Origin of the sequence: Pseudarthrobacter sulfonivorans, assembly GCF_014712225.1 — a bacterium.
Classification (GTDB): Bacteria; Actinomycetota; Actinomycetes; order Actinomycetales; family Micrococcaceae; genus Arthrobacter; species Arthrobacter sulfonivorans.
Genome location: NZ_JACXBW010000022.1, coordinates 56443 through 73539 on the forward strand (window position 1 = coordinate 56443; position 17097 = coordinate 73539).

General features: G+C 64.5%; 16 protein-coding genes. 8 read left to right on the plus strand and 8 right to left on the minus strand.

Annotated elements, in window-relative coordinates; translation table 11 throughout:
- Nucleotides 1-62: 62 nt before the first annotated feature.
- On the minus strand, nt 63-1181 hold the full coding sequence (locus IAQ70_RS20715; protein ID WP_223860468.1) for a histidinol-phosphate transaminase: 1119 nt from the start codon (nt 1179-1181) through the stop codon (nt 63-65).
- Between the two features lie 81 nt (nt 1182-1262).
- On the opposite strand from IAQ70_RS20715, the gene IAQ70_RS20720 reads away from it, so the two are divergent.
- Complete coding sequence (locus IAQ70_RS20720) at nt 1263-1688, plus strand: phage holin family protein (RefSeq protein ID WP_190991815.1); 426 nt, start codon at nt 1263-1265, stop codon at nt 1686-1688.
- Nucleotides 1689-1774: 86 nt separating this feature from the next.
- Here IAQ70_RS20720 and IAQ70_RS20725 read toward each other — a convergent pair whose 3' ends face one another.
- Nucleotides 1775-3286 carry a hypothetical protein gene (locus IAQ70_RS20725; protein ID WP_190991817.1) on the minus strand — a complete coding sequence of 504 codons (1512 nt, stop codon included), beginning with the start codon at nt 3284-3286 and terminating at the stop codon, nt 1775-1777.
- Nucleotides 3286-3585 (minus strand): hypothetical protein, encoded by a 300-nt coding sequence (locus IAQ70_RS20730; protein WP_190991819.1) that lies wholly within the window; start codon nt 3583-3585, stop codon nt 3286-3288. Before IAQ70_RS20730 ends, IAQ70_RS20725 begins: the two co-directional genes overlap by 1 nt.
- Nucleotides 3586-3806: 221 nt before the next feature.
- Between IAQ70_RS20730 and purB the strand changes: the two genes are divergently transcribed.
- On the plus strand, nt 3807-5249 hold the full coding sequence (gene purB / locus IAQ70_RS20735) for an adenylosuccinate lyase (RefSeq protein ID WP_190991821.1): 1443 nt from the start codon (nt 3807-3809) through the stop codon (nt 5247-5249).
- Between the two features lie 110 nt (nt 5250-5359).
- Nucleotides 5360-6040 carry a histidine phosphatase family protein gene (locus IAQ70_RS20740; protein WP_190991823.1) on the plus strand — a complete coding sequence of 227 codons (681 nt, stop codon included), beginning with the start codon at nt 5360-5362 and terminating at the stop codon, nt 6038-6040.
- A 23-nt stretch (nt 6041-6063) separates the two neighbouring features.
- On the opposite strand, the gene IAQ70_RS20745 is transcribed toward IAQ70_RS20740, so the two are convergent.
- Both IAQ70_RS20745 and IAQ70_RS20750 read right to left on the minus strand, forming a co-directional pair.
- A complete protein-coding gene (locus IAQ70_RS20745; RefSeq protein ID WP_223860469.1) occupies nt 6064-7068 on the minus strand; it encodes a serine/threonine-protein kinase in 1005 nt (334 codons plus the stop codon).
- Nucleotides 7069-7304: 236 nt separating this feature from the next.
- Entirely contained in the window at nt 7305-7817 is a 513-nt protein-coding gene (locus IAQ70_RS20750) for a MarR family winged helix-turn-helix transcriptional regulator (RefSeq protein ID WP_190991825.1), read from the minus strand.
- A 231-nt stretch (nt 7818-8048) separates the two neighbouring features.
- Here IAQ70_RS20750 and IAQ70_RS20755 point away from each other — a divergent pair, with 231 nt between their 5' ends.
- From IAQ70_RS20755 to IAQ70_RS20775, 5 genes are all read left to right on the plus strand, one after another.
- The gene (locus tag IAQ70_RS20755) at nt 8049-8552 is read left to right on the plus strand and encodes a GNAT family N-acetyltransferase (protein WP_190991827.1); all 504 of its coding nucleotides are present in this window, start codon (nt 8049-8051) and stop codon (nt 8550-8552) included.
- A 97-nt stretch (nt 8553-8649) separates the two neighbouring features.
- Entirely contained in the window at nt 8650-9084 is a 435-nt protein-coding gene (locus IAQ70_RS20760) for an acyl-CoA thioesterase (protein ID WP_164203965.1), read from the plus strand.
- A 213-nt stretch (nt 9085-9297) separates the two neighbouring features.
- The gene (locus tag IAQ70_RS20765) at nt 9298-10383 is read left to right on the plus strand and encodes an extracellular solute-binding protein (protein WP_190991829.1); all 1086 of its coding nucleotides are present in this window, start codon (nt 9298-9300) and stop codon (nt 10381-10383) included.
- Between the two features lie 67 nt (nt 10384-10450).
- Nucleotides 10451-11518 (plus strand): ABC transporter ATP-binding protein, encoded by a 1068-nt coding sequence (locus IAQ70_RS20770; protein ID WP_190991831.1) that lies wholly within the window; start codon nt 10451-10453, stop codon nt 11516-11518.
- Nucleotides 11515-13326: an ABC transporter permease gene (locus IAQ70_RS20775; protein WP_190991834.1), complete on the plus strand. Its 1812-nt coding sequence runs from the start codon at nt 11515-11517 to the stop codon at nt 13324-13326. Before IAQ70_RS20770 ends, IAQ70_RS20775 begins: the two co-directional genes overlap by 4 nt.
- Nucleotides 13327-13352: 26 nt before the next feature.
- Here IAQ70_RS20775 and IAQ70_RS20780 read toward each other — a convergent pair whose 3' ends face one another.
- The 3 genes from IAQ70_RS20780 to IAQ70_RS20790 all read right to left on the minus strand — a co-directional run bounded on the left by IAQ70_RS20780 (nt 13353) and on the right by IAQ70_RS20790 (nt 16787).
- On the minus strand, nt 13353-14534 hold the full coding sequence (locus IAQ70_RS20780; protein WP_190991836.1) for a cation:proton antiporter: 1182 nt from the start codon (nt 14532-14534) through the stop codon (nt 13353-13355).
- Between the two features lie 21 nt (nt 14535-14555).
- A complete protein-coding gene (locus tag IAQ70_RS20785) occupies nt 14556-15215 on the minus strand; it encodes a DUF5134 domain-containing protein (RefSeq protein WP_190991838.1) in 660 nt (219 codons plus the stop codon).
- A 90-nt stretch (nt 15216-15305) separates the two neighbouring features.
- Nucleotides 15306-16787, minus strand: coding sequence for an APC family permease (locus IAQ70_RS20790; RefSeq protein ID WP_190991840.1), 1482 nt, complete (start codon nt 16785-16787; stop codon nt 15306-15308).
- Nucleotides 16788-17097 lie beyond the last annotated feature (310 nt).

The following is a 17097-nucleotide window of genomic DNA, read 5'->3' on the forward strand; positions in this document are numbered from 1 at the left end:
ATATTGGCTTACTGGTCCTTACTTTATCTTCAGTAGGTCTTCGTCCAAGCCCACGTTAAGCGCTAGGAACGCCGTGGCGGCTTTGTATAGTTCGCACAGAGCGCCAGGAACCGGCTGTTCGCTTCCGGTTCGCCGATGCTGACACGAACACCCTCGGCACCAAACGCGCGCACCGAGAGCGCCTGCCGCCCCGCAAGCTCGGCGAATTCCGCGCTGTTGTGGCCCAGGTCCAGCCAGACAAAGTTGCCCTGCGCCTCAGGAACAAACCAACCGAGCTCCCGCAGCCCGGATGTAACCCGGTCACGTTCGTCCACGATGCTTTGTACCCTTTCTACAACCTGGGGGTAATTCTGCAACGAAACCATCGCGGCCTGCTCGGCGATCTGTGACACCGAGAACGGCGTCGCCGCCACCCGCAGGTACTGGGTCAAGCCCGGGTTTGAGACGCTGTACCCCACCCTCAGGCCGGCGAGTCCGTGGGCCTTGGAGAAGGTCCGGAGGACCACCACATTGGGATATCTGCGGTACAGGGCGATGCCGTCCACTGCGTCCCCGGCGCGAACGAACTCCTGGTAGGCCTCATCAATGACCACCACAACATCAGACGGGACGGCCTCGATGAACCGTTCCGTTTCGGCGGCAGTCAGGATGGGTCCGGTCGGATTGTTCGGCGAGCAGAGCAGGATGACCCTGGTGCGCACGGTGACGGCTGCGGCCATGGCAGCGAGGTCATGGCGCCCATCGGCCAGCAGCGGGACCCGGACGCTTTCAGCCCCTGCCAGGCCAACGCTGATGGGGTAGGCCTCGAAAGAGCGCCACGCATAGATCACTTCGTCGGCTTTGCCGTCGTCGTTCTGCCCGGCGAAGGTTGAAAGGAGCTGGTTGAGGGCACCGAGGCTTCCGGCGCCGGTAACGATGTCTTCCGCCGGGACGTCCAGGAACTCCGCGAGCGCTCCGCGCAGCTTGCTGCTGAGGGGGTCCGGGTAGCGATTGAAGTCTGTCTGGTTTGCGATGGCCGCCAGCACTGCCGGGAGCGGTGGCAGGGGGTTCTCGTTGGAGGAGAGTTTGTAGCTGGCCAGCCCGTCCACCGCGGCGGGGGGCTTCCCTGCGGCGTAGCGGGGAAGCCGGCCCACCACGGGGCGTGGCTGGATTTCCCCGGGCAGGATCTCTGATGACGTCATGCAAACTAGCCTACTTCTCCCGAAGCGGGGGAACCGGGCGGTGCCCGGGCACCTCACAGGACGGTGTGACAGCATAAACCCATGCGCTCCTTTATTGTTCGGGTCCTGATCAACGGGCTGGCCCTCTGGATTGCCAGCTGGATATTGCCAGGCCTTGATATCTCCACCTCTGCCACCACCGCGGCTGTGGCCAACACGGGCGTAACGCAGGGCACGGAGACCATCGGCATCATCCTGGCCTATCTGTTCATCGGGCTGATCTTCGGCGTGGTGAACGCGTTTGTCCGTCCCCTGGTCAGTTTCCTTTCCTTGCCCATCACCATCCTCACGCTGGGCCTGTTTACGATCGTCATCAACGCCGCCATGCTGTACCTGACGTCATGGCTCAGCAGCTACACGCCGGTGCATTTCACCATCGACTCGTTCTTCTGGACAGCGGTCCTCGCGGCCATCATCATCACCCTCATCTCGCTCGTGGCGGGACGGGTGCCGGGCGGCAGGCGGTAGCGCGGCGGCCCTTTGGCCGGCCGCTTGCCTTAACCGCCCGCTTGCCTTAATCGCCCGCGCCTCAACTGCCCGCGCGCCACAATGCCTCAGCGCTGCGTCGGCTGTGGTGACGGTGTGGCATCACGCCGCTCCTGTGGAGACGAGAGAGGTTGCTGCGAGGATGGCGGTGATGGCGCAGCCTGGGGTGTGGGCGTCGGCACCGGGCCGCGTACAGGCGCCGCGTCCGGGAGCTTAGCCCGGGTCAGGGCAAAACGTATGGCCTTTGCCGTGCCACCGGCTCCCAGCACGCCGCCAAGTACGGCAGTTGACGCCATCAGGGACGGATCATCGCTCTCTGCGACGAGCCGCGCGCCGGCCGTATAGTTGCTGAGCCGATGCCCCGGACCAAGGCCGAATTCACCACCATCCGGCGTGGTCACAGGGCCGCCGAGCGTCACTGTTACCCGGTTTTTGGCATCCGGGTTCGGTGTTCCGTCAGTTCCGGGGACCCAGTCCTGCCGGTGCTCCAGATGCAGCGAAGTAACGTCTGCGGCTGGAACGATGCCGCCCACGGGCGAGCCTGCCGTCAGCACGTACTTCATGTCGTAGTCGTTGAGGAACAGTTCGTCAGCGGCAAGGTTCATGGCATGGATTCCCCCTTGGCTGTAGCCGACAGCCACCACCGGCGCCCCTCTCTCAGCGCCGGTGGCCCGCAGAGCCTCCACCACGCCCGCGTTGACTTCATCGGAGCGGTGACCAAGCCCCTCGGAAATGCCCGCTTCATCGAAGGGGTTGGCCCCGCCCAAGTCACCGCCCGCCTGCGTGCCGGGAATGACCACCACGTAAGCCTTCTGCCCGCCGTTATCAACTTCGATCACCTCGACGTATCCGTCGCCTCGCTCACCGATGATCCGGGCCCGCTCCAGGAGGGCAGCCGGCGAGCCATCGAACCCAATGGGCAATGACTCCCTGCGGTCCACCGTGACCGGACGCGGCTGGAGAGTAGCGGCGGAGCGGCCAAGCAGGCCGGTGAGCAACGGAACCGCCGCCGAAATGTGCCGCCGCGCCGCCAAGTCCACGCCGAGCGCAATGAAAAAGCGCTCCGGCGAAAGGGCCAACAAGGCAGCCATCGCCAAGGGGCCGGCGACGAGTTCGGTGACTTCCCTGTTGGGAACCAAGCCCAACCTCAGGTCCACTGCCTGCCGCCCGATGGTTCCGGGGCTGGTCAATCCGCCGCCCAATCCCCGCGCGAAGCCCGCCCGCGCCTCCGCCGCCTCGTAGTCCTGTTTGCTTGCCCGGACGTGCTTGCTGATGTCCTGCAACTCTTCCCGGACAGCCTGGACGCTCCACCGGGCCTCGCCGACGGACAGCAGTGCCTCCGTCCCGGACGGACGCGAATCCTTCTGGTACGCGCCCAGGTCTCCCCAAATCCGGTGGACCTCGGCCTCCACGGAGGCCAACTCGTCCGCAAGGGCGTCGAGCCTGCCCGCCCCCATCATCAGTTCCTCCAGCTGGAAGGTAATTCCCCCAACACCGCCCCTGATTTCCAGGCCGCCGTCCACGGCCGGCCCGGTCAGCCCTATTGGCCCCCCGCTGCCCGATGGCGTCACGTCGGCCATCAGTACCACCCCGCGGAACTTCCGGCCGACGCCGCAACCTCCCGCGCATGGCGGCCCACCGCGAGCCGGGCCTCCGTAAGACGTTCGCGTGCCTTGCCGAGGGCCGCCTCCTGCAGGGCCACCGAGTTCCGGTACGCCCGTCCCGCAGGTGACTGCCATTCCAGCAGCTGGATGTCCCGGATCCTGGCCAAAACCGTTTCCACCTGTTCAGAACACCGGGCAACCCGGGACGCCAAATACTGAACCTCGGAGGCGCGGTTCAAGCACTCCTGGCTAGTACCCGTCACGTCCCCGGTCATGCCCGTTCCCCCTTGCCTGGTACATAGTGCTGCCTCCACCGTGCCGCCGCATCCTTCGATGCCTGATCTCTGAGCCCCACGCTACGGACGGTGCCCGCGCGGCGGGAGCACCGCCGTCGGCTATGTGGACAAGTCACCCTGAACCTCATGGAGGAGGCCCCGTTTGAGACCCGCATGAGCAGCGCTTAAGCCGCGGCCGGAGTTCGTGAAACAATCAGCACATGCCTGAAACTGCCGCCACAGCTGATACCCGCACGCCCTCCGGACGCCTGGCCCTCGCCGCGTCACCGGAGCCGATCGCCCTGGGCCCGCTGGACGGCCGCTACCAGTCCGCCGTCGCGCCCCTCGTTGACTACTTGTCCGAAGCGGCGCTCAACCGTGACCGCGTGGCGGTGGAAGTCGAATGGCTCATCCACCTGACCAGCAACAGCGTCCTTCCCGGGGCAGGCCCGCTGAGCCAGGAGCAGCAGGACCGGCTCCGCACCATCGTCACGGAATTCAATGCCGCGTCCGTCTCCGAACTCGCCGAAATCGAAGCCGTCACGGTCCACGACGTCAAGGCCGTGGAGTACTACATCGGCCGCCGTCTTCCCGGCATCGGCATCGAGAACCTGACCGCCATGGTCCACTTCGGCTGCACGTCCGAGGACATCAACAACCTCTCCTACGCCCTGGGCGTCAAGGGCGCTGTGGAGGACGTGTGGCTGCCCGCCGCCCGCGCCCTGGTGGCCCAGATCAGCAAGATGGCCGAGGACAACCGCGCCGTGCCCATGCTCTCCCGCACCCACGGCCAGCCCGCCACTCCCACCACCCTCGGCAAGGAACTGGCCGTCATCGCGCACCGTCTGACCCGCCAGCTGGACCGGATCGCCAAAACCGAATACCTGGGCAAGATCAACGGCGCCACGGGCACCTACGCCGCGCACGTCGCGTCAGTCCCGGGCGCCGACTGGCAGCAGGTTGCGAAGTCCTTCGTGGAGGGCCTGGGCCTGACCTGGAACCCGCTGACCACCCAGATCGAGAGCCACGACTGGCAGGCCGAACTGTACGCCGACGTCGCACGGTTCAACCGGATCCTGCACAACGTCTGCACCGACATCTGGAGCTACATCTCCATCGGCTACTTCGCCCAGATCCCGGTGGCCGGTGCCACCGGATCCTCCACGATGCCGCATAAGGTCAATCCGATCCGTTTCGAAAACGCCGAGGCCAACCTGGAGATTTCCTCCGGCCTCCTGGACGTCCTGGGCTCCACCCTGGTGACCTCCCGCTGGCAGCGCGACCTCACTGACTCCTCCAGCCAGCGCAACATCGGCGTGGCCTTCGGCCACTCGCTGCTGGCCATCTCCAACGTGGCCAAGGGCCTGGACCGCCTCGATGTGGCCGAGGACGTCCTTGCCGGTGACCTCGATACCAACTGGGAAGTCCTGGGCGAAGCGATCCAGATGGTCATGCGCGCCGAGGCGATCGCCGGCGTCGAAGGCATGGAAAACCCGTACGAACGGCTCAAGGACCTCACCCGCGGACAGCGCGTGGACGCCGCCCGCATGCAGGAGTTCGTCCAGAGCCTGGGCCTCTCCAAGAACGCCGAGGCACGGCTGCTCGCCCTCACGCCCGGCAAGTACACCGGCATCGCGGACCAGCTGGTGGACCACCTGAAGTAGGGCGTTTCACCAGCAGCAAAAAGTACGACGCCGGCGCCGGGCTCCCAGGGGCCCGGCGCCTTGGTTTCCGGTTGCTACAACCCGCGGCCGGCAGGTGCGAGACTGGACGGATGAAGCTGCTCCTCATCCGCCACGGACAGACCCCCGGCAACGTACTCGGCCAACTGGACACCGCCCACCCGGGGCCGGGGCTCACCGAACTGGGCGAGCGGCAGGCGGCGGCCATGGCGCGGTCCCTGGCCAATGAAAAGATCGGCGCCCTGTACGCGTCCACGCTGGTGCGGACCCAGATCACTGCTGCGCCCCTGTCCAGGCTCCAGGGCCTCGAGGTTGAAGTGCTGGACGGACTGCACGAAATCGAGGCCGGCTCCCTGGAGAAGCTCACCGACCATGAAGCCCACAAGCGGTACATGACCACGGTCTTTGCCTGGGCGGCCGGTGACCTTGACCGGCGGATGCCTGCCGGCCCGGACGGGAATGAATTTTTTGAAAGGTACGACGCCGACATCGCCAGGATCGCCGAACGCGCCGCCCGCGGGCTGGACTCCGCCGTCGTCGCCGTAGTCAGCCACGGCGCCGCTATCCGCACGTGGGCCGGCCTGCGCGCCTCAGGAGCCGACCACGAGTTCGCCGCCCGCCATGTACTGGCCAACACCGGCATCGTGGCTTTGGAAGGCGATCCCGACTCGGGGTGGAAACTGATTCATTGGGACGGCAGCCCCATCGGCGGACTGGCCCTTGCGGACCCCACAGCCGAGGACCCCACGGGCACGGACGTGGCCGGCCCGTAACAGCCGGAGGCGGCTGCGCGCTTTCAGCGCCGGTGAAGTAGCCTTGCCGGCTGCGGGTTAACCGCCAGTCGCCGGGCCATGACCGCTGCTTCCGCTGCGGACGGGCGTGCGGCGCTGTCCATGGCGGTGACTGCACGCAGCAACGCACCCCACCCGGGCCCCAACGAAGCTGGAACCACAGGGCTGCGCAGTGTCCGCGCCACGAGGGACTCCACCGCCGTGCCGGTGTACGCCCTTTCCGCGGTCAGGAGTTCCAGGAGGACCAGGCCCAGGGCGTAGACGTCCCAGGACGGCTGTGCGGCACCACCGGAGGCCTGCTCCGGACTCATGTAATGCACAGTTCCTGATGACATGCCCGGCTCGGGCGCCGCGCCGGCGGCTGCCGCAATGCCGAAGTCCACAATCCGGACCGGGCTTCGACGCAGCCCGCTGAGCATGAGGTTGGCGGGCTTGATGTCCCGGTGGACCAGGCCCCGGCCGTGAAGGTGGCTGAGGCCACCGAAAAGCCCGCCGGCCCAGGCCGCAACCTGCTGCGGGGAAGGCAACGGGCCGCGGGCCACCTCCGCAAGGCTGGGGCCAAGTGCCAGTTCCTCCACAATGTAGGACCGGCCCGGCAGTTGGCCGGCCACCGGCATGGTTCCGCCCTCAAAGAAGGTGATGACCGACGGATGGTCCAGACCGGCCAGAACGGCAGCTTCGTTGGCGATCCTCCCGCGGTGCTTGGGCGAGTCGTCAGCCGCAATCTTCACGGCGACGTCGCGGCCGCCCGCCAGGTCCACGGCACGGAAGACCTCGGCCATGGAGCCACGACCCAGACGCTCCCTCAGCTGGAAGCGGCCGCCCACCACGATTTCGTCGGCGATCGTGACAGGCGTGGACACTACGGCCGGGGGCGCACCCGAAAGGACGGTCACGCCGGAGGAGTGGCGGTGAGGATCGGCACGCGCTGCTCCGGTGTCAGTGATTCTGCCGGTTCCGTCCAGCCAGTCGCCCAGGCATCGAGCTGGAAGCCGCAGCTGCAGCGCCAAACGGGCGGCAGCCGGACCGGCCCCTCCGCCGGCTCAAACGTGTAGTCGACCGCACATCCGCCTACCGCCGGAACCACTATTTCCATCTCCGTGGCGCAGTGAACGGGCCAATCGCCGCCTTCGCTTGCGTACGGTAAAGGACCCGGCGGCAGTGCCTCACAGAATGTATCGATCGCGCTCATGACTCCCTTAAGGTTTTTCAGGAATGATCATAAGCATACATATTACTAGTCGCCCTAGCTATTTTCTCCCGTTTCGGCGTGCGGAGTCTCGAGCGCGCGGGTCATGCGTTCGAGGAATGCGACCACCACACGGGCCTCTTCCACTGAGAGCGCCTCGGCCACGGACATCATCCGGCGGTGCATCCCGCCGAGCGTCTCTCGGACCTCGCGGTCGGAGTCGGCGGTCGGCACCACCACAACCGACCGACGGTCGGAAGGATGGGACTCCCGGCGCACGTGTCCGCTCGCCACCAAGCGATCGATCAGGGACGTTGTGGAGGCGCTCGTTATACCGAGGAACCGGCTCAGGTCCTTCGGCACCACGGCGCCCCCGGACGCCTGTACGCGCAGGAGGTAGCGCAGAGCGAGGATGTCTGTCTCCCCCATGCCCATGGAGTCGCGGGCGGAGCGCCGGACGGTCGTCTCGGCGGTGCGGTAGTCGCGGAGGGACTTCAGCACCGCGGCGCTGTAGTCCAACTGGCCATCCGGCCCATACCAATACCCGGAACCTTCGTTTCTGGAGCCCATGCAATCATCTTAGACGGCCTGATAACTAGGCCATCGAGAATGTTTACTGAGTGGGAAGCCAACGGATCGAGCGGGGGATGTCGGCGCCAAGCCGCGGTCTCAGCGCCGAAACGTCGCCTCCCGATGGCCAGACCTTCCGTTGTTCTCTCAGTGCTTACGCCGAGGAAACACCCGCGTAACCCCGGGCCAATACCTTTGTCAGGCATAACCCTTCGGCGAATCGAGGCAGCCATGCAGACCAACCCGCGTCTCAACATCAGGGCCGTGACCTGGTCCAACCCTGTGGGCGCCGATCTTCGCCGGGCCCAGCAGGCCGAACTCGACGCCCGTTTCGGTACGGCTGACCACGAACCCGGGGTCCCGCCGTCGGGCGCCGACTGCGCTGTCTTCCTCGTGGCCTACGACAAAGGATCCGGCCAGCCTGTGGGCTGCGGCGGACTCAGGCTCCTGGACGACGCCACGGCGGAGATCAAGCGTCTCTACGTGCTCCCCTACACGCGCGGCTCGGGCGTGGCCAGTTCCATCCTGGCGGCCCTCGAAGCCGAGGCACACAAGCAGGGTATCAAGCGGATCAAGGCCGAAGCCGGCTCCGCGCAGCCCGATGGCAGGAACTTCTACGAGAACTCCGGCTTTGAACCAGTCCCCAACTTCGGCGCCTACGCCGGCGTGGAGCACTCCTACTGCTACGCCAAACCCATCGACTCGCACAGCGCAGCCCACACGGCCATGGCCTGAGACCGGACGCAAACCCACAGGGCGCCAGGTGCGGCGAACGGGCGTCACACAGGCCCGACACTGCGCACCGCAAGGCCCTGTCGACTAACCTCGCCCTATGGAATCAGCAGACATCACCTTCCGCACGCGCAAATGGGTGCGGCCCGAGGACCTCAATGCCAACGGCACGCTGTTCGGCGGCAGCCTGCTGAAATGGATCGATGAGGAAGCGGCCATCTACGCGATCCTCCAGCTCGGCAACGGGCGTGCGGTGACAAAATACATCTCCGAAATCAACTTCGTCAGCTCCGCCGTTCAAGGCGACCTGATCGAGATGGGCCTGACCGCCACCCGCTTCGGCCGCACCTCACTGACCATGCGGGCCGAAGTGCGCAACATGATCACGCGCCAAAGCATCCTCACCATTGAGCAAATCGTTTTTGTGAACCTCAGCCCGTCCGGTCAGCCCGAGCCGCACGGCTACACCGAAATCACCTATGACCGGGACCGGATCCCGACGCACCACCTCACTGAAACGCTCAACCAGGACTGACGACGGCGGGACTCGCCTTCGCGCTCCGGCCCACCTGCCTCCCGACGTTCACCGCACGTTTACGCACCGTGCCCTGAGTGTTCCGGCAACAGGACCAGACTAGACAGCCGGGCTGTTTATCGAATCGATAGCTTTTAACGCCCGCATCTGTCGAGTCCAGCTATAGGCTTGCCGGACAATGCTCCGAACCAAGTTCAGAAATGAGTCCTGATCGTGCGTAAACTGCAGACTTTGATGGCCGCGGCCGTCGCCGTCACCCTATTGGCCGGCTGCGGCGCCGGAACGGCCACGCCCGCCGCGTCCGGCGAGCCGTCGTCGACGTCGACCGTTCCTTCCGGCGAGACGCTGGTGGTCTACACGAACTCCAACGGCGAGGGCCGCGGCGAGTGGTGGACCGCGGAGGCCGCCAAGGCGGGCTTCAAGATCGAAGTGGTGGGAGCCGGCGGCGCGGATGCCACGAACAAGCTCATCGCGGAGAAAAACAACCCCATTGCCGATGTCGCCTTCGGGTTGAACAACATGTACTTCGCGCAGATTAAGGCAGCCGGCGCCCTGGAGCCCTTTGAACCCGCCTGGGCGGGCGAAGTGGACACGGCTGTGGGGGACACCGGTGACGGGAAGGCTTACTGGCCGCTCGTGAAGCAGGCCATCCTCCTCGGCTACAACGCGGACAAGTTCAGTGCCGACGCTGCCCCGAAAGACTGGACGGACCTCTGGACCAAGGACGAGTTCAAGTCCCGCTACGAGCGGGTCACAGGGCTCGGAACCGCAACGGCCCAGCTGGTTTTCGCCGGCATCCTCTCCCGCTACAAGGACGACTCCGGCGACCTGGGCATCTCAGCCGAAGGCTGGAAGCAGGTTGAACAGTACTTCCGGAACGGCAGCCCGGCCGTGGCCAAAACCGACCTTTTCGCGCGGATAGCCTCCGGTGAAGTGGACATGGGCCAGATGCCTTCCTCGATCATCGCCGAGCGCGAAAAGTCCTTCAAGGTCAACGCCGAAACGGTGATCCCGGCTGTCGGGGTTCCGCTCGCCGTGGAACAGATTGCCCTCGTGAAGGGAACAAAAAAGAAGGCTGAGGCCGGGAAGTTCATCGACTGGTTCGGCAGCGCGGACGTGCAGGCTGCCTTCGCCAAGCAGTTCAACTCGATGCCAGTCAACAAAACTGCCGCGGCCCAGGCCAACCCCGACGTGGTGAAGTTCTTCTCGACCGTCAAGCAGCAGGACATCGATTGGGGATTCGTCCAGGAGAACATGGGCTCCTGGGTGGAGAAGATCGAGCTCGAATACATGCAGTAGGAACCAAACCCCGCGCACCGTCCCGCACCGCAGCCGGGCCAGCCGGCTCTCCCTCAGACAGGTACCCATGATCCGCCTAGACAACATCGAAGTCACCTTCGGCGATTTCGTAGCCATCCCGAACCTTGACCTGCACGTCAAACCCGGAGAGTTCTTCACACTGCTCGGCCCCTCCGGGTGTGGGAAGACGACGGCGTTGCGCACGTTGGCGGGTTTCATCGAACCTTCCGGGGGAACCGTCCATGTGGACGGGAAGAACGTCACCCGGCTGCCGAGCGACAAGCGGCAGGTGGGCATGGTGTTCCAGAACTACGCCCTGTTCCCCAGCATGAGCGTTTGGGAGAACATCGCCTTCGGGCTGCGGGTGCGGAAAGAAAAATCCGCTGAGACGGACCACCTGGTGCGCGACATCGCGCGCCGGGTGGAGCTCAGCGATGAGCAGCTGCATAAGAACGTTGCCGAGCTTTCCGGTGGCCAGCAGCAGCGCGTGGCCGTGGCCCGGGCGCTGGTGCTGCGGCCCAAGATCCTCCTGCTGGACGAGCCACTGTCCAATCTTGATGCCAAGCTCCGGCACCAGCTCCGGCAGCAGCTCAAGGACCTGCAGAGCGAGTTCGGCATCACCACCGTGTACGTCACGCACGATCAGGACGAAGCCCTGGCCATGAGCGACAGGGTGGCCGTCTTCAACAAGGGCGTCGTGGAACAGGTGGGCACGCCGCAGTCGATCTACGATGACGCCGCCACGGAATTTGTCTGCAACTTCATCGGTGACAGTTCGCCGCTGACGCCGGAGTTCATTGCTGAACTCAACAGGCTCTCCGGTGCGGAGCTCAGCCCCGCTGCCAACTCCTACCTCCGGGTGGAAAAGGCGTCACTGACGCCGCCCGCCAACGGAGGCGACGCCGTCGGGCTTTCCGGCAAAGTGGTTTCACGCACCTATCACGGGCTCCACAGCCGCTACATTGTGCGGAGCCACGGCGCGGACCTCAGGCTGCTGGTGAAGGAAGACGGCGCAGCGCACCCGGAGGCGGGTGCGGAAACCACCGTGTACGTCCAGCCCCGGCACGTGCTGCAGTACCACGCGGATACCGGCAAGGCCTTGGAGAGGCAGGACCAGGCAGTGGTCCTGCCATGAGCGGGGCCTCAGCGAAAAGCATGCTCCGCTCCCCGTTCATCCTGATCGTGGGAACGGTGCTGACCTGGTTCATCGCCGCGTTCCTGGTCTGGCCCAACCTCAACGTCCTGCTCGCCACGTTCTTCCCGGACGGCAGCTTCTCCGGGCGGGCCGCGGAAAAGCTGTTCTCCTCCCAGCGCGCCATGAAGTCCCTCGGCAACAGCTTCCTGCTCGCCGTGGCGCTGTCCGTCACCGTCAACGTGGTGGGCATCTTCATTGTGCTGGTCACGCACTACTTCAAGATCCGGGGCTCCAGGATTTTGTTCCTGGGCTATGCCTCCACGTTCATCTACGGCGGCATCGTGCTGGCGGCCGGGTACAAGTTCATCTATGGGGACAAGGGAATTGTCACCGCCCTGCTGCTGAAGGTGTTCCCCGGCATGGACGCCGCGTGGTTCTCCGGGTTCTTCGCCGTCCTGGTGGTGATGACCTTTGCCACCACCACCAACCACATGCTGTTCGTGGCCAACGCGCTCAAGGGCGTGGACTACCAGACCATCGAGGCCGCCAAAAACCTCGGCGCGTCTGACTGGACCATCCTGCGCAAGGTGGTGCTGCCCATGCTCAAGCCCACGTTGTTCGCCGTCACCATCCTGTCCTTCCTGACAGGACTGGGGGCGCTCAGCGCGCCGCAAGTCCTGGGCGGCCGCGATTTCCAGACCATCACGCCGATGATCCTGACCTTCACGAACAGCCCCACCTCACGGGACCTGGCAGCCCTGCTGGCCGTCATCCTTGGCGTGGCCACCATCCTGATGCTGGCGGTCATGACCCGGCTCGAGAAGGGCGGCACCTACTACTCCGTGTCAAAAGTGTCCTCCGCGCTGCAGAAGCAGCAGATCACCAACCCGGCGGCCAACGCTGCCGTGCACGTGATCGCCTACCTGCTGTTTGCCGTCTACAGCCTGCCGGTGCTGCTGATCGTGCTGTATTCGTTCGCTGACGGGGCAGCCATCCAGACCGGGCAGCTCTCACCGGGCAGCCTGACGCTGGACAACTACACCCGCGTGCTGACCCAGGAAGCCGGCCTCCGCCCCTTCATCATCAGCGTCATCTACAGCGCCCTTGCGGCCGTGATTGCCGTGGGCGGCCTGCTGTTCGTGGCCCGCCTCCTGCAGAAATACCGCAACTGGGTGAGCTCCCTTTTCGAATACCTCCTCCATATCCCCTGGATCCTGCCCTCGGCCCTGCTCGCCCTGGGCCTCATCATCAGCTACGACCACCCCAACCCCCTGGTGGGCGGCGCCGTCCTGACCGGAACCACCGTGATCCTGCTGATCGCGTTCGTGACGGTCAAGATCCCCTTCACGCTCCGCATGCTCAAGGCGTCGTTCGCATCGGTGAACTCCTCGCTGGAGGAAGCCGCCGCCATCATGGGCGCGAAGACCCTGTACGTCTTCCGGCGGGTCCTGCTGCCCCTGGTGCTTCCTGCAGCCGCAGCGATCGCTGCGTTGAACTTCAACAGCATGCTGGATGACTACGACACGGCAATCTTCCTGGCGCACCCCCTGGTCCAGCCGCTGGGCCTGGTCATCAAGGCGAACACCGACGGCGCCGAAGGCGTGGAGGGCGTGGCAAACACGTTCGTGTACACCGTCCTGCTGATGGTCATCACCGGGCTGACCATGTACCTGGTCTACGGCCGGTCCAGCAGGCGCGGGGCGAAGGGCAAGCGTGCCCGCGCGCTCCCCGCCGCAACTGCACCTGCTGCGGGTCCCTCCCTCACTGAAGTGACGGGCACCAAGGAGCCATCGGCTCCGCTGCGCTAAGTTACCGGACTTCCACAGCACCGCACCTACACTTTCGTGGCGACGCCTTCCGGCGGCCGCACAATTTCCACCAGCTGTTCGACGTAGCGCGCGGCCAACGGGCCCACGACGGCCATGACCAATACATAGGCAGTAGCCATGGCCGCCAGGTCCTGGGTGACGGCACCGGATGCCACTGCCAGTCCTGAGATGACGATCGAGAATTCCCCGCGAGCTATCAGCGCGGCTCCGGCACGGAGACGGCCGGGGCGGCCAATGCCCGCACGCTTCGCGGCCCACATACCGGTGGCCATCTTGCTTGCCGCGGTGACAAGAGCGAGGACGAGCGCCCAGCCAAGCACCGGCGGAATGGACCCAGGATCAGTGTTCAACCCAAATGCCACGAAGAAGATCGCGGCAAAAAGGTCCCGCAGCGGTGTCAGGACGCGCGTGGCACTGTGCGATGTGACACCGGAGATCGCGATGCCGAGCAAGAAGGCCCCCACGGCCGCTGACACCTGCATGACTGATGCCACGCCTGCGACAAGCAGGGCCGCGCCCAGGACCTTCAGGAGGAAAACCTCTGAGTTTTCGCTGTGGACAGCCTTGGACACATGGTGGCCGTGGCGCAGCGCGACAATGAGGACCACGCTCACCGCAGCCAGCGCGATGCCCACGGTTGTGAGCCCGCCGAGGAAACTGAGGCCGGCAAGAATGCTGGTGAGGACCGGAAGGTATACAGCCATGGTCAGGTCTTCAAACACAAGGATGGAGATCACCACACGGGTTTCGCGGTTGTTCAGCCAGCCCAGATCCGTGATCACCTTCGCCGCGATGCCTGACGAGGAGATGTACGTGACGCCGCCCATCACCATGGCACCCACGAGCCCCCAGCCCAGAAAGAGGGCAAGTGCGGCCCCTGGCAGGAAATTCAGGACGAGGTCGAGGAGACCGGCCTGCCACGACCTCCGTAGTCCGGTGAGAAGCTGGGACGCCGTATATTCGAGCCCGAGCATCAGCAACAGCAGGATGACGCCGATCTCCCCAAAGAGGTGCGCGACTGGCTTCATGCCGTCAAGCTCAACAATCCCGCCTGTGCCAAAAGCGAGGCCGCCCAGGAGGTAAAGCGGGATGGGCGACATCCCGATCCGACCGGCAAGTCTGGCCAACAGGCCGAGGGAGAACACGACGGCTCCCAGTTCAATAAGGCTCAAGGCTAGCGGGGTCATGCCCTCTTCCTCTCTGCCCGTTTATGCCGACATGGTGGCAAACATTAGGGCCATGACGGCGGCGCCGAGAGCTTCGAGCCCGTGCTCTGTGCGGACGGAGAGCCTTGAAGCAGCGGCGTGGCGGTGACTGATCCCCGCTACCCGGTAACGGAGTAAAAGGACAACGAAAACTACGGCCGCGGCTCCGAATAGTCCTGTCAGCGCGATCGCCACATCGGGTGAGTGATCAATGGCTGCTACGGGCGTGCTTGGAGTTGCGGCTGACATCGCGTGATGGGCGTTCGGCATTGGCATGGCCGCGGCGGGAGCGTGGTGGGTGGTGGCCAGGCCCATCATGGCAACCATGACAGCACCGCCGGCCATGGTGAGGCCGTGGTAGAGGCACTTAATCCTGCCTTGGCTACCCGCGCAGAATGCTTTGAACTCTGGCCGGGCGACCGCCTGAATAACGAACCACAGTGCCGCACCGGTAAGGAGAGCGATCTGTGCCAGCATCGTTGATGGCACGAGGTTCCACAACATGGCCGCCATGACGACGGTCATGAGGGCATGAAGAACATTGTTCACCCGGTCCGTGAGCCGGTGAGACCTTGTTGCCTGTAGGCAGTGATAGCCTCCGCTGAACAGCAGGATGGCCGTGAGGGTCCAGGTAATGGCCGGGATATTGAACACGCGGATCACGCTCTCATCACTGGGTTTGGGTTAGATGCAGGACAGTCCCCGGCGCGGTTATCTACGGCGTCGGGGACCGTCTGCCTAGTGCTGCTCGTACTACCTGAGGTCCAGAACCTTTTCCCGTTCTTCAGCACCGTGTTCTGTGCGGGCAGTGGCTGCCTTGGCGTCGGCCCGCCGCAATTCGTGCTGGGTGTACAGCCAGATGGGGATGAAGAGCGCCAGCACGAGGAAGCCGACCCAGGTTGAGGTCCAGCCGATTTCCAGGCTGTTCAGGTACACCACGCCGATCAGGCACAGGGGCACGTTGAACAGGCCGAAGAGCATGGCGACATGCTTCCAGCCCTTGGGCGCTTTGAAGGGTCGTTCCAGTCTGGCGAAGGCGGGGTGCTTTTTGGCTTTGACATAGGCGAAAAGGCTGATGCCGTTGGCACAGGTGTAGCCGATGGCCGAGGCCGCGAGGATCGCCGCGGCATTTCCCATGGAGATGAGCACCAGGTTAAAGGCTCCGATGACCAGCATGGCGACGAACGGGGTACCGTGGCGGTTGGTTTTACCGAAGACCCGGGGAAGGTTCCCTTCCACCGACATGGAGTGCATGGCGCGGGTGGACCCCAGGTAGGCCGTTTGGATGATGAGGATCATGGCGGCGATCAGCATGATGATGGTGATCGTTGAACCGGCTTGGCCAAAGACGGCCTGGGCCACCGGGATCAGGGGCGAGACAGCCTCGGCCTGGACACCGTCGACACCCAGCACGCCGATTACCGCAGCTTGCAGCAGTACGTACAAAGCGAGGCAGATGAGGCCGCAGGCAAGCAGCGCCTTGGGGACATCCTTGGAAGGTTTCTTGTATTCGGGGCCGTAAATTGCTGCCGTTTCCCAGGCGCAGGCACTCCACTGTGCGATGCCAAAGATGCCAAAGAGCATCAGGATATGGTGCAGGTCCCAGGCCCAGTCAGTCGGCCACCAGTTGCCGGTGATGTGGGTTAGCTCAACGTGTCCGGTAGCAAAAGGCGCCACGGCCAGGATGACCAGCGGTATCAGGGATATGGCCGCCAGGATGTAACCCAGGATGGCGCCGTCCTTGAGGCCGAACCAGTTCACGATGAACAGTCCGGCGAAGATCACCACGCCTGAGATCAATGCGAGCTGATACTCGGTGAATGTCTCTCCCAGCACCGGGAACAACCCATGGAGATAACTGCCGGCCGTGATGGCGAAGATCGCCAGAATCGGATTCCAGCCAAACCAGTAGCTCCATGCGGTGAAGCCGCCGATCAGCTTGCCCTTGTCATACTTGCCCTTGTAGTTCTCGGTCCGGAATACATGCTGCGCGAAACCCGGCAGACCGGAAGCCTTGGGAAAGGTGGTGGCCATTTCGGCATACGCGGTGCTCTGCATGAAACCCTGCAGGACCGATATTCCCCAGATCAGGATTGCTGCGGCAGATACATACATCGGCAGGTAGCCCAGCGATGGCAGAATCAGCATGGGCACACCCAGCGCAATTGCCGCACCCTGCTTCCAGTTGATTGACCTTTTCAGGTCGTCGGCTTCATCCAAACGATCTTCACTCATAACATCTCCTTTGATGGCTGAACGTCGTGCGATGCCTACCGCCTTGATTGCCACTGGCGGACGGCGATGATGAGACGGGACTCCGAAGCGCGAACGTCCAAGCACCTAGGTGGGTCACAGAGTCTCTTGGTTTGCTGATGCAAAAAGTCATGCCTGGGCCGGCCGTCCCTGTCCAGCCGTGCATCTGGTGAGCCGGCTTGCAGAGAGGCAGCCCCGCGGACATGAACGCGCCTGGCGGTCAGGCCCCGGGAGCGCCTCTGACGGACAAAGACGCTCCCGGAACCTCAGTTATGGACTGTCAGTCCTTGTT

Bases quoted from the DNA above. Each gene is read 5' to 3' on its own strand.
- IAQ70_RS20770 (WP_190991831.1), top strand. From the start codon at position 10,451: ATGATCCGCCTAGACAACATCGAAGTCACCTTCGGCGATTTCGTAGCC.
- purB (WP_190991821.1), top strand. From the start codon at position 3,807: ATGCCTGAAACTGCCGCCACAGCTGATACCCGCACGCCCTCCGGACGC.
- IAQ70_RS20750 (WP_190991825.1), bottom strand. From the start codon at position 7,817: ATGGGCTCCAGAAACGAAGGTTCCGGGTATTGGTATGGGCCGGATGGC.
- IAQ70_RS20755 (WP_190991827.1), top strand. From the start codon at position 8,049: ATGCAGACCAACCCGCGTCTCAACATCAGGGCCGTGACCTGGTCCAAC.
- IAQ70_RS20725 (WP_190991817.1), bottom strand. From the start codon at position 3,286: ATGGCCGACGTGACGCCATCGGGCAGCGGGGGGCCAATAGGGCTGACC.
- IAQ70_RS20790 (WP_190991840.1), bottom strand. From the start codon at position 16,787: ATGAGTGAAGATCGTTTGGATGAAGCCGACGACCTGAAAAGGTCAATC.
- IAQ70_RS20740 (WP_190991823.1), top strand. From the start codon at position 5,360: ATGAAGCTGCTCCTCATCCGCCACGGACAGACCCCCGGCAACGTACTC.
- IAQ70_RS20720 (WP_190991815.1), top strand. From the start codon at position 1,263: ATGCGCTCCTTTATTGTTCGGGTCCTGATCAACGGGCTGGCCCTCTGG.
- IAQ70_RS20760 (WP_164203965.1), top strand. From the start codon at position 8,650: ATGGAATCAGCAGACATCACCTTCCGCACGCGCAAATGGGTGCGGCCC.
- IAQ70_RS20780 (WP_190991836.1), bottom strand. From the start codon at position 14,534: ATGACCCCGCTAGCCTTGAGCCTTATTGAACTGGGAGCCGTCGTGTTC.
- IAQ70_RS20775 (WP_190991834.1), top strand. From the start codon at position 11,515: ATGAGCGGGGCCTCAGCGAAAAGCATGCTCCGCTCCCCGTTCATCCTG.
- IAQ70_RS20715 (WP_223860468.1), bottom strand. From the start codon at position 1,181: ATGACGTCATCAGAGATCCTGCCCGGGGAAATCCAGCCACGCCCCGTG.
- IAQ70_RS20730 (WP_190991819.1), bottom strand. From the start codon at position 3,585: ATGACCGGGGACGTGACGGGTACTAGCCAGGAGTGCTTGAACCGCGCC.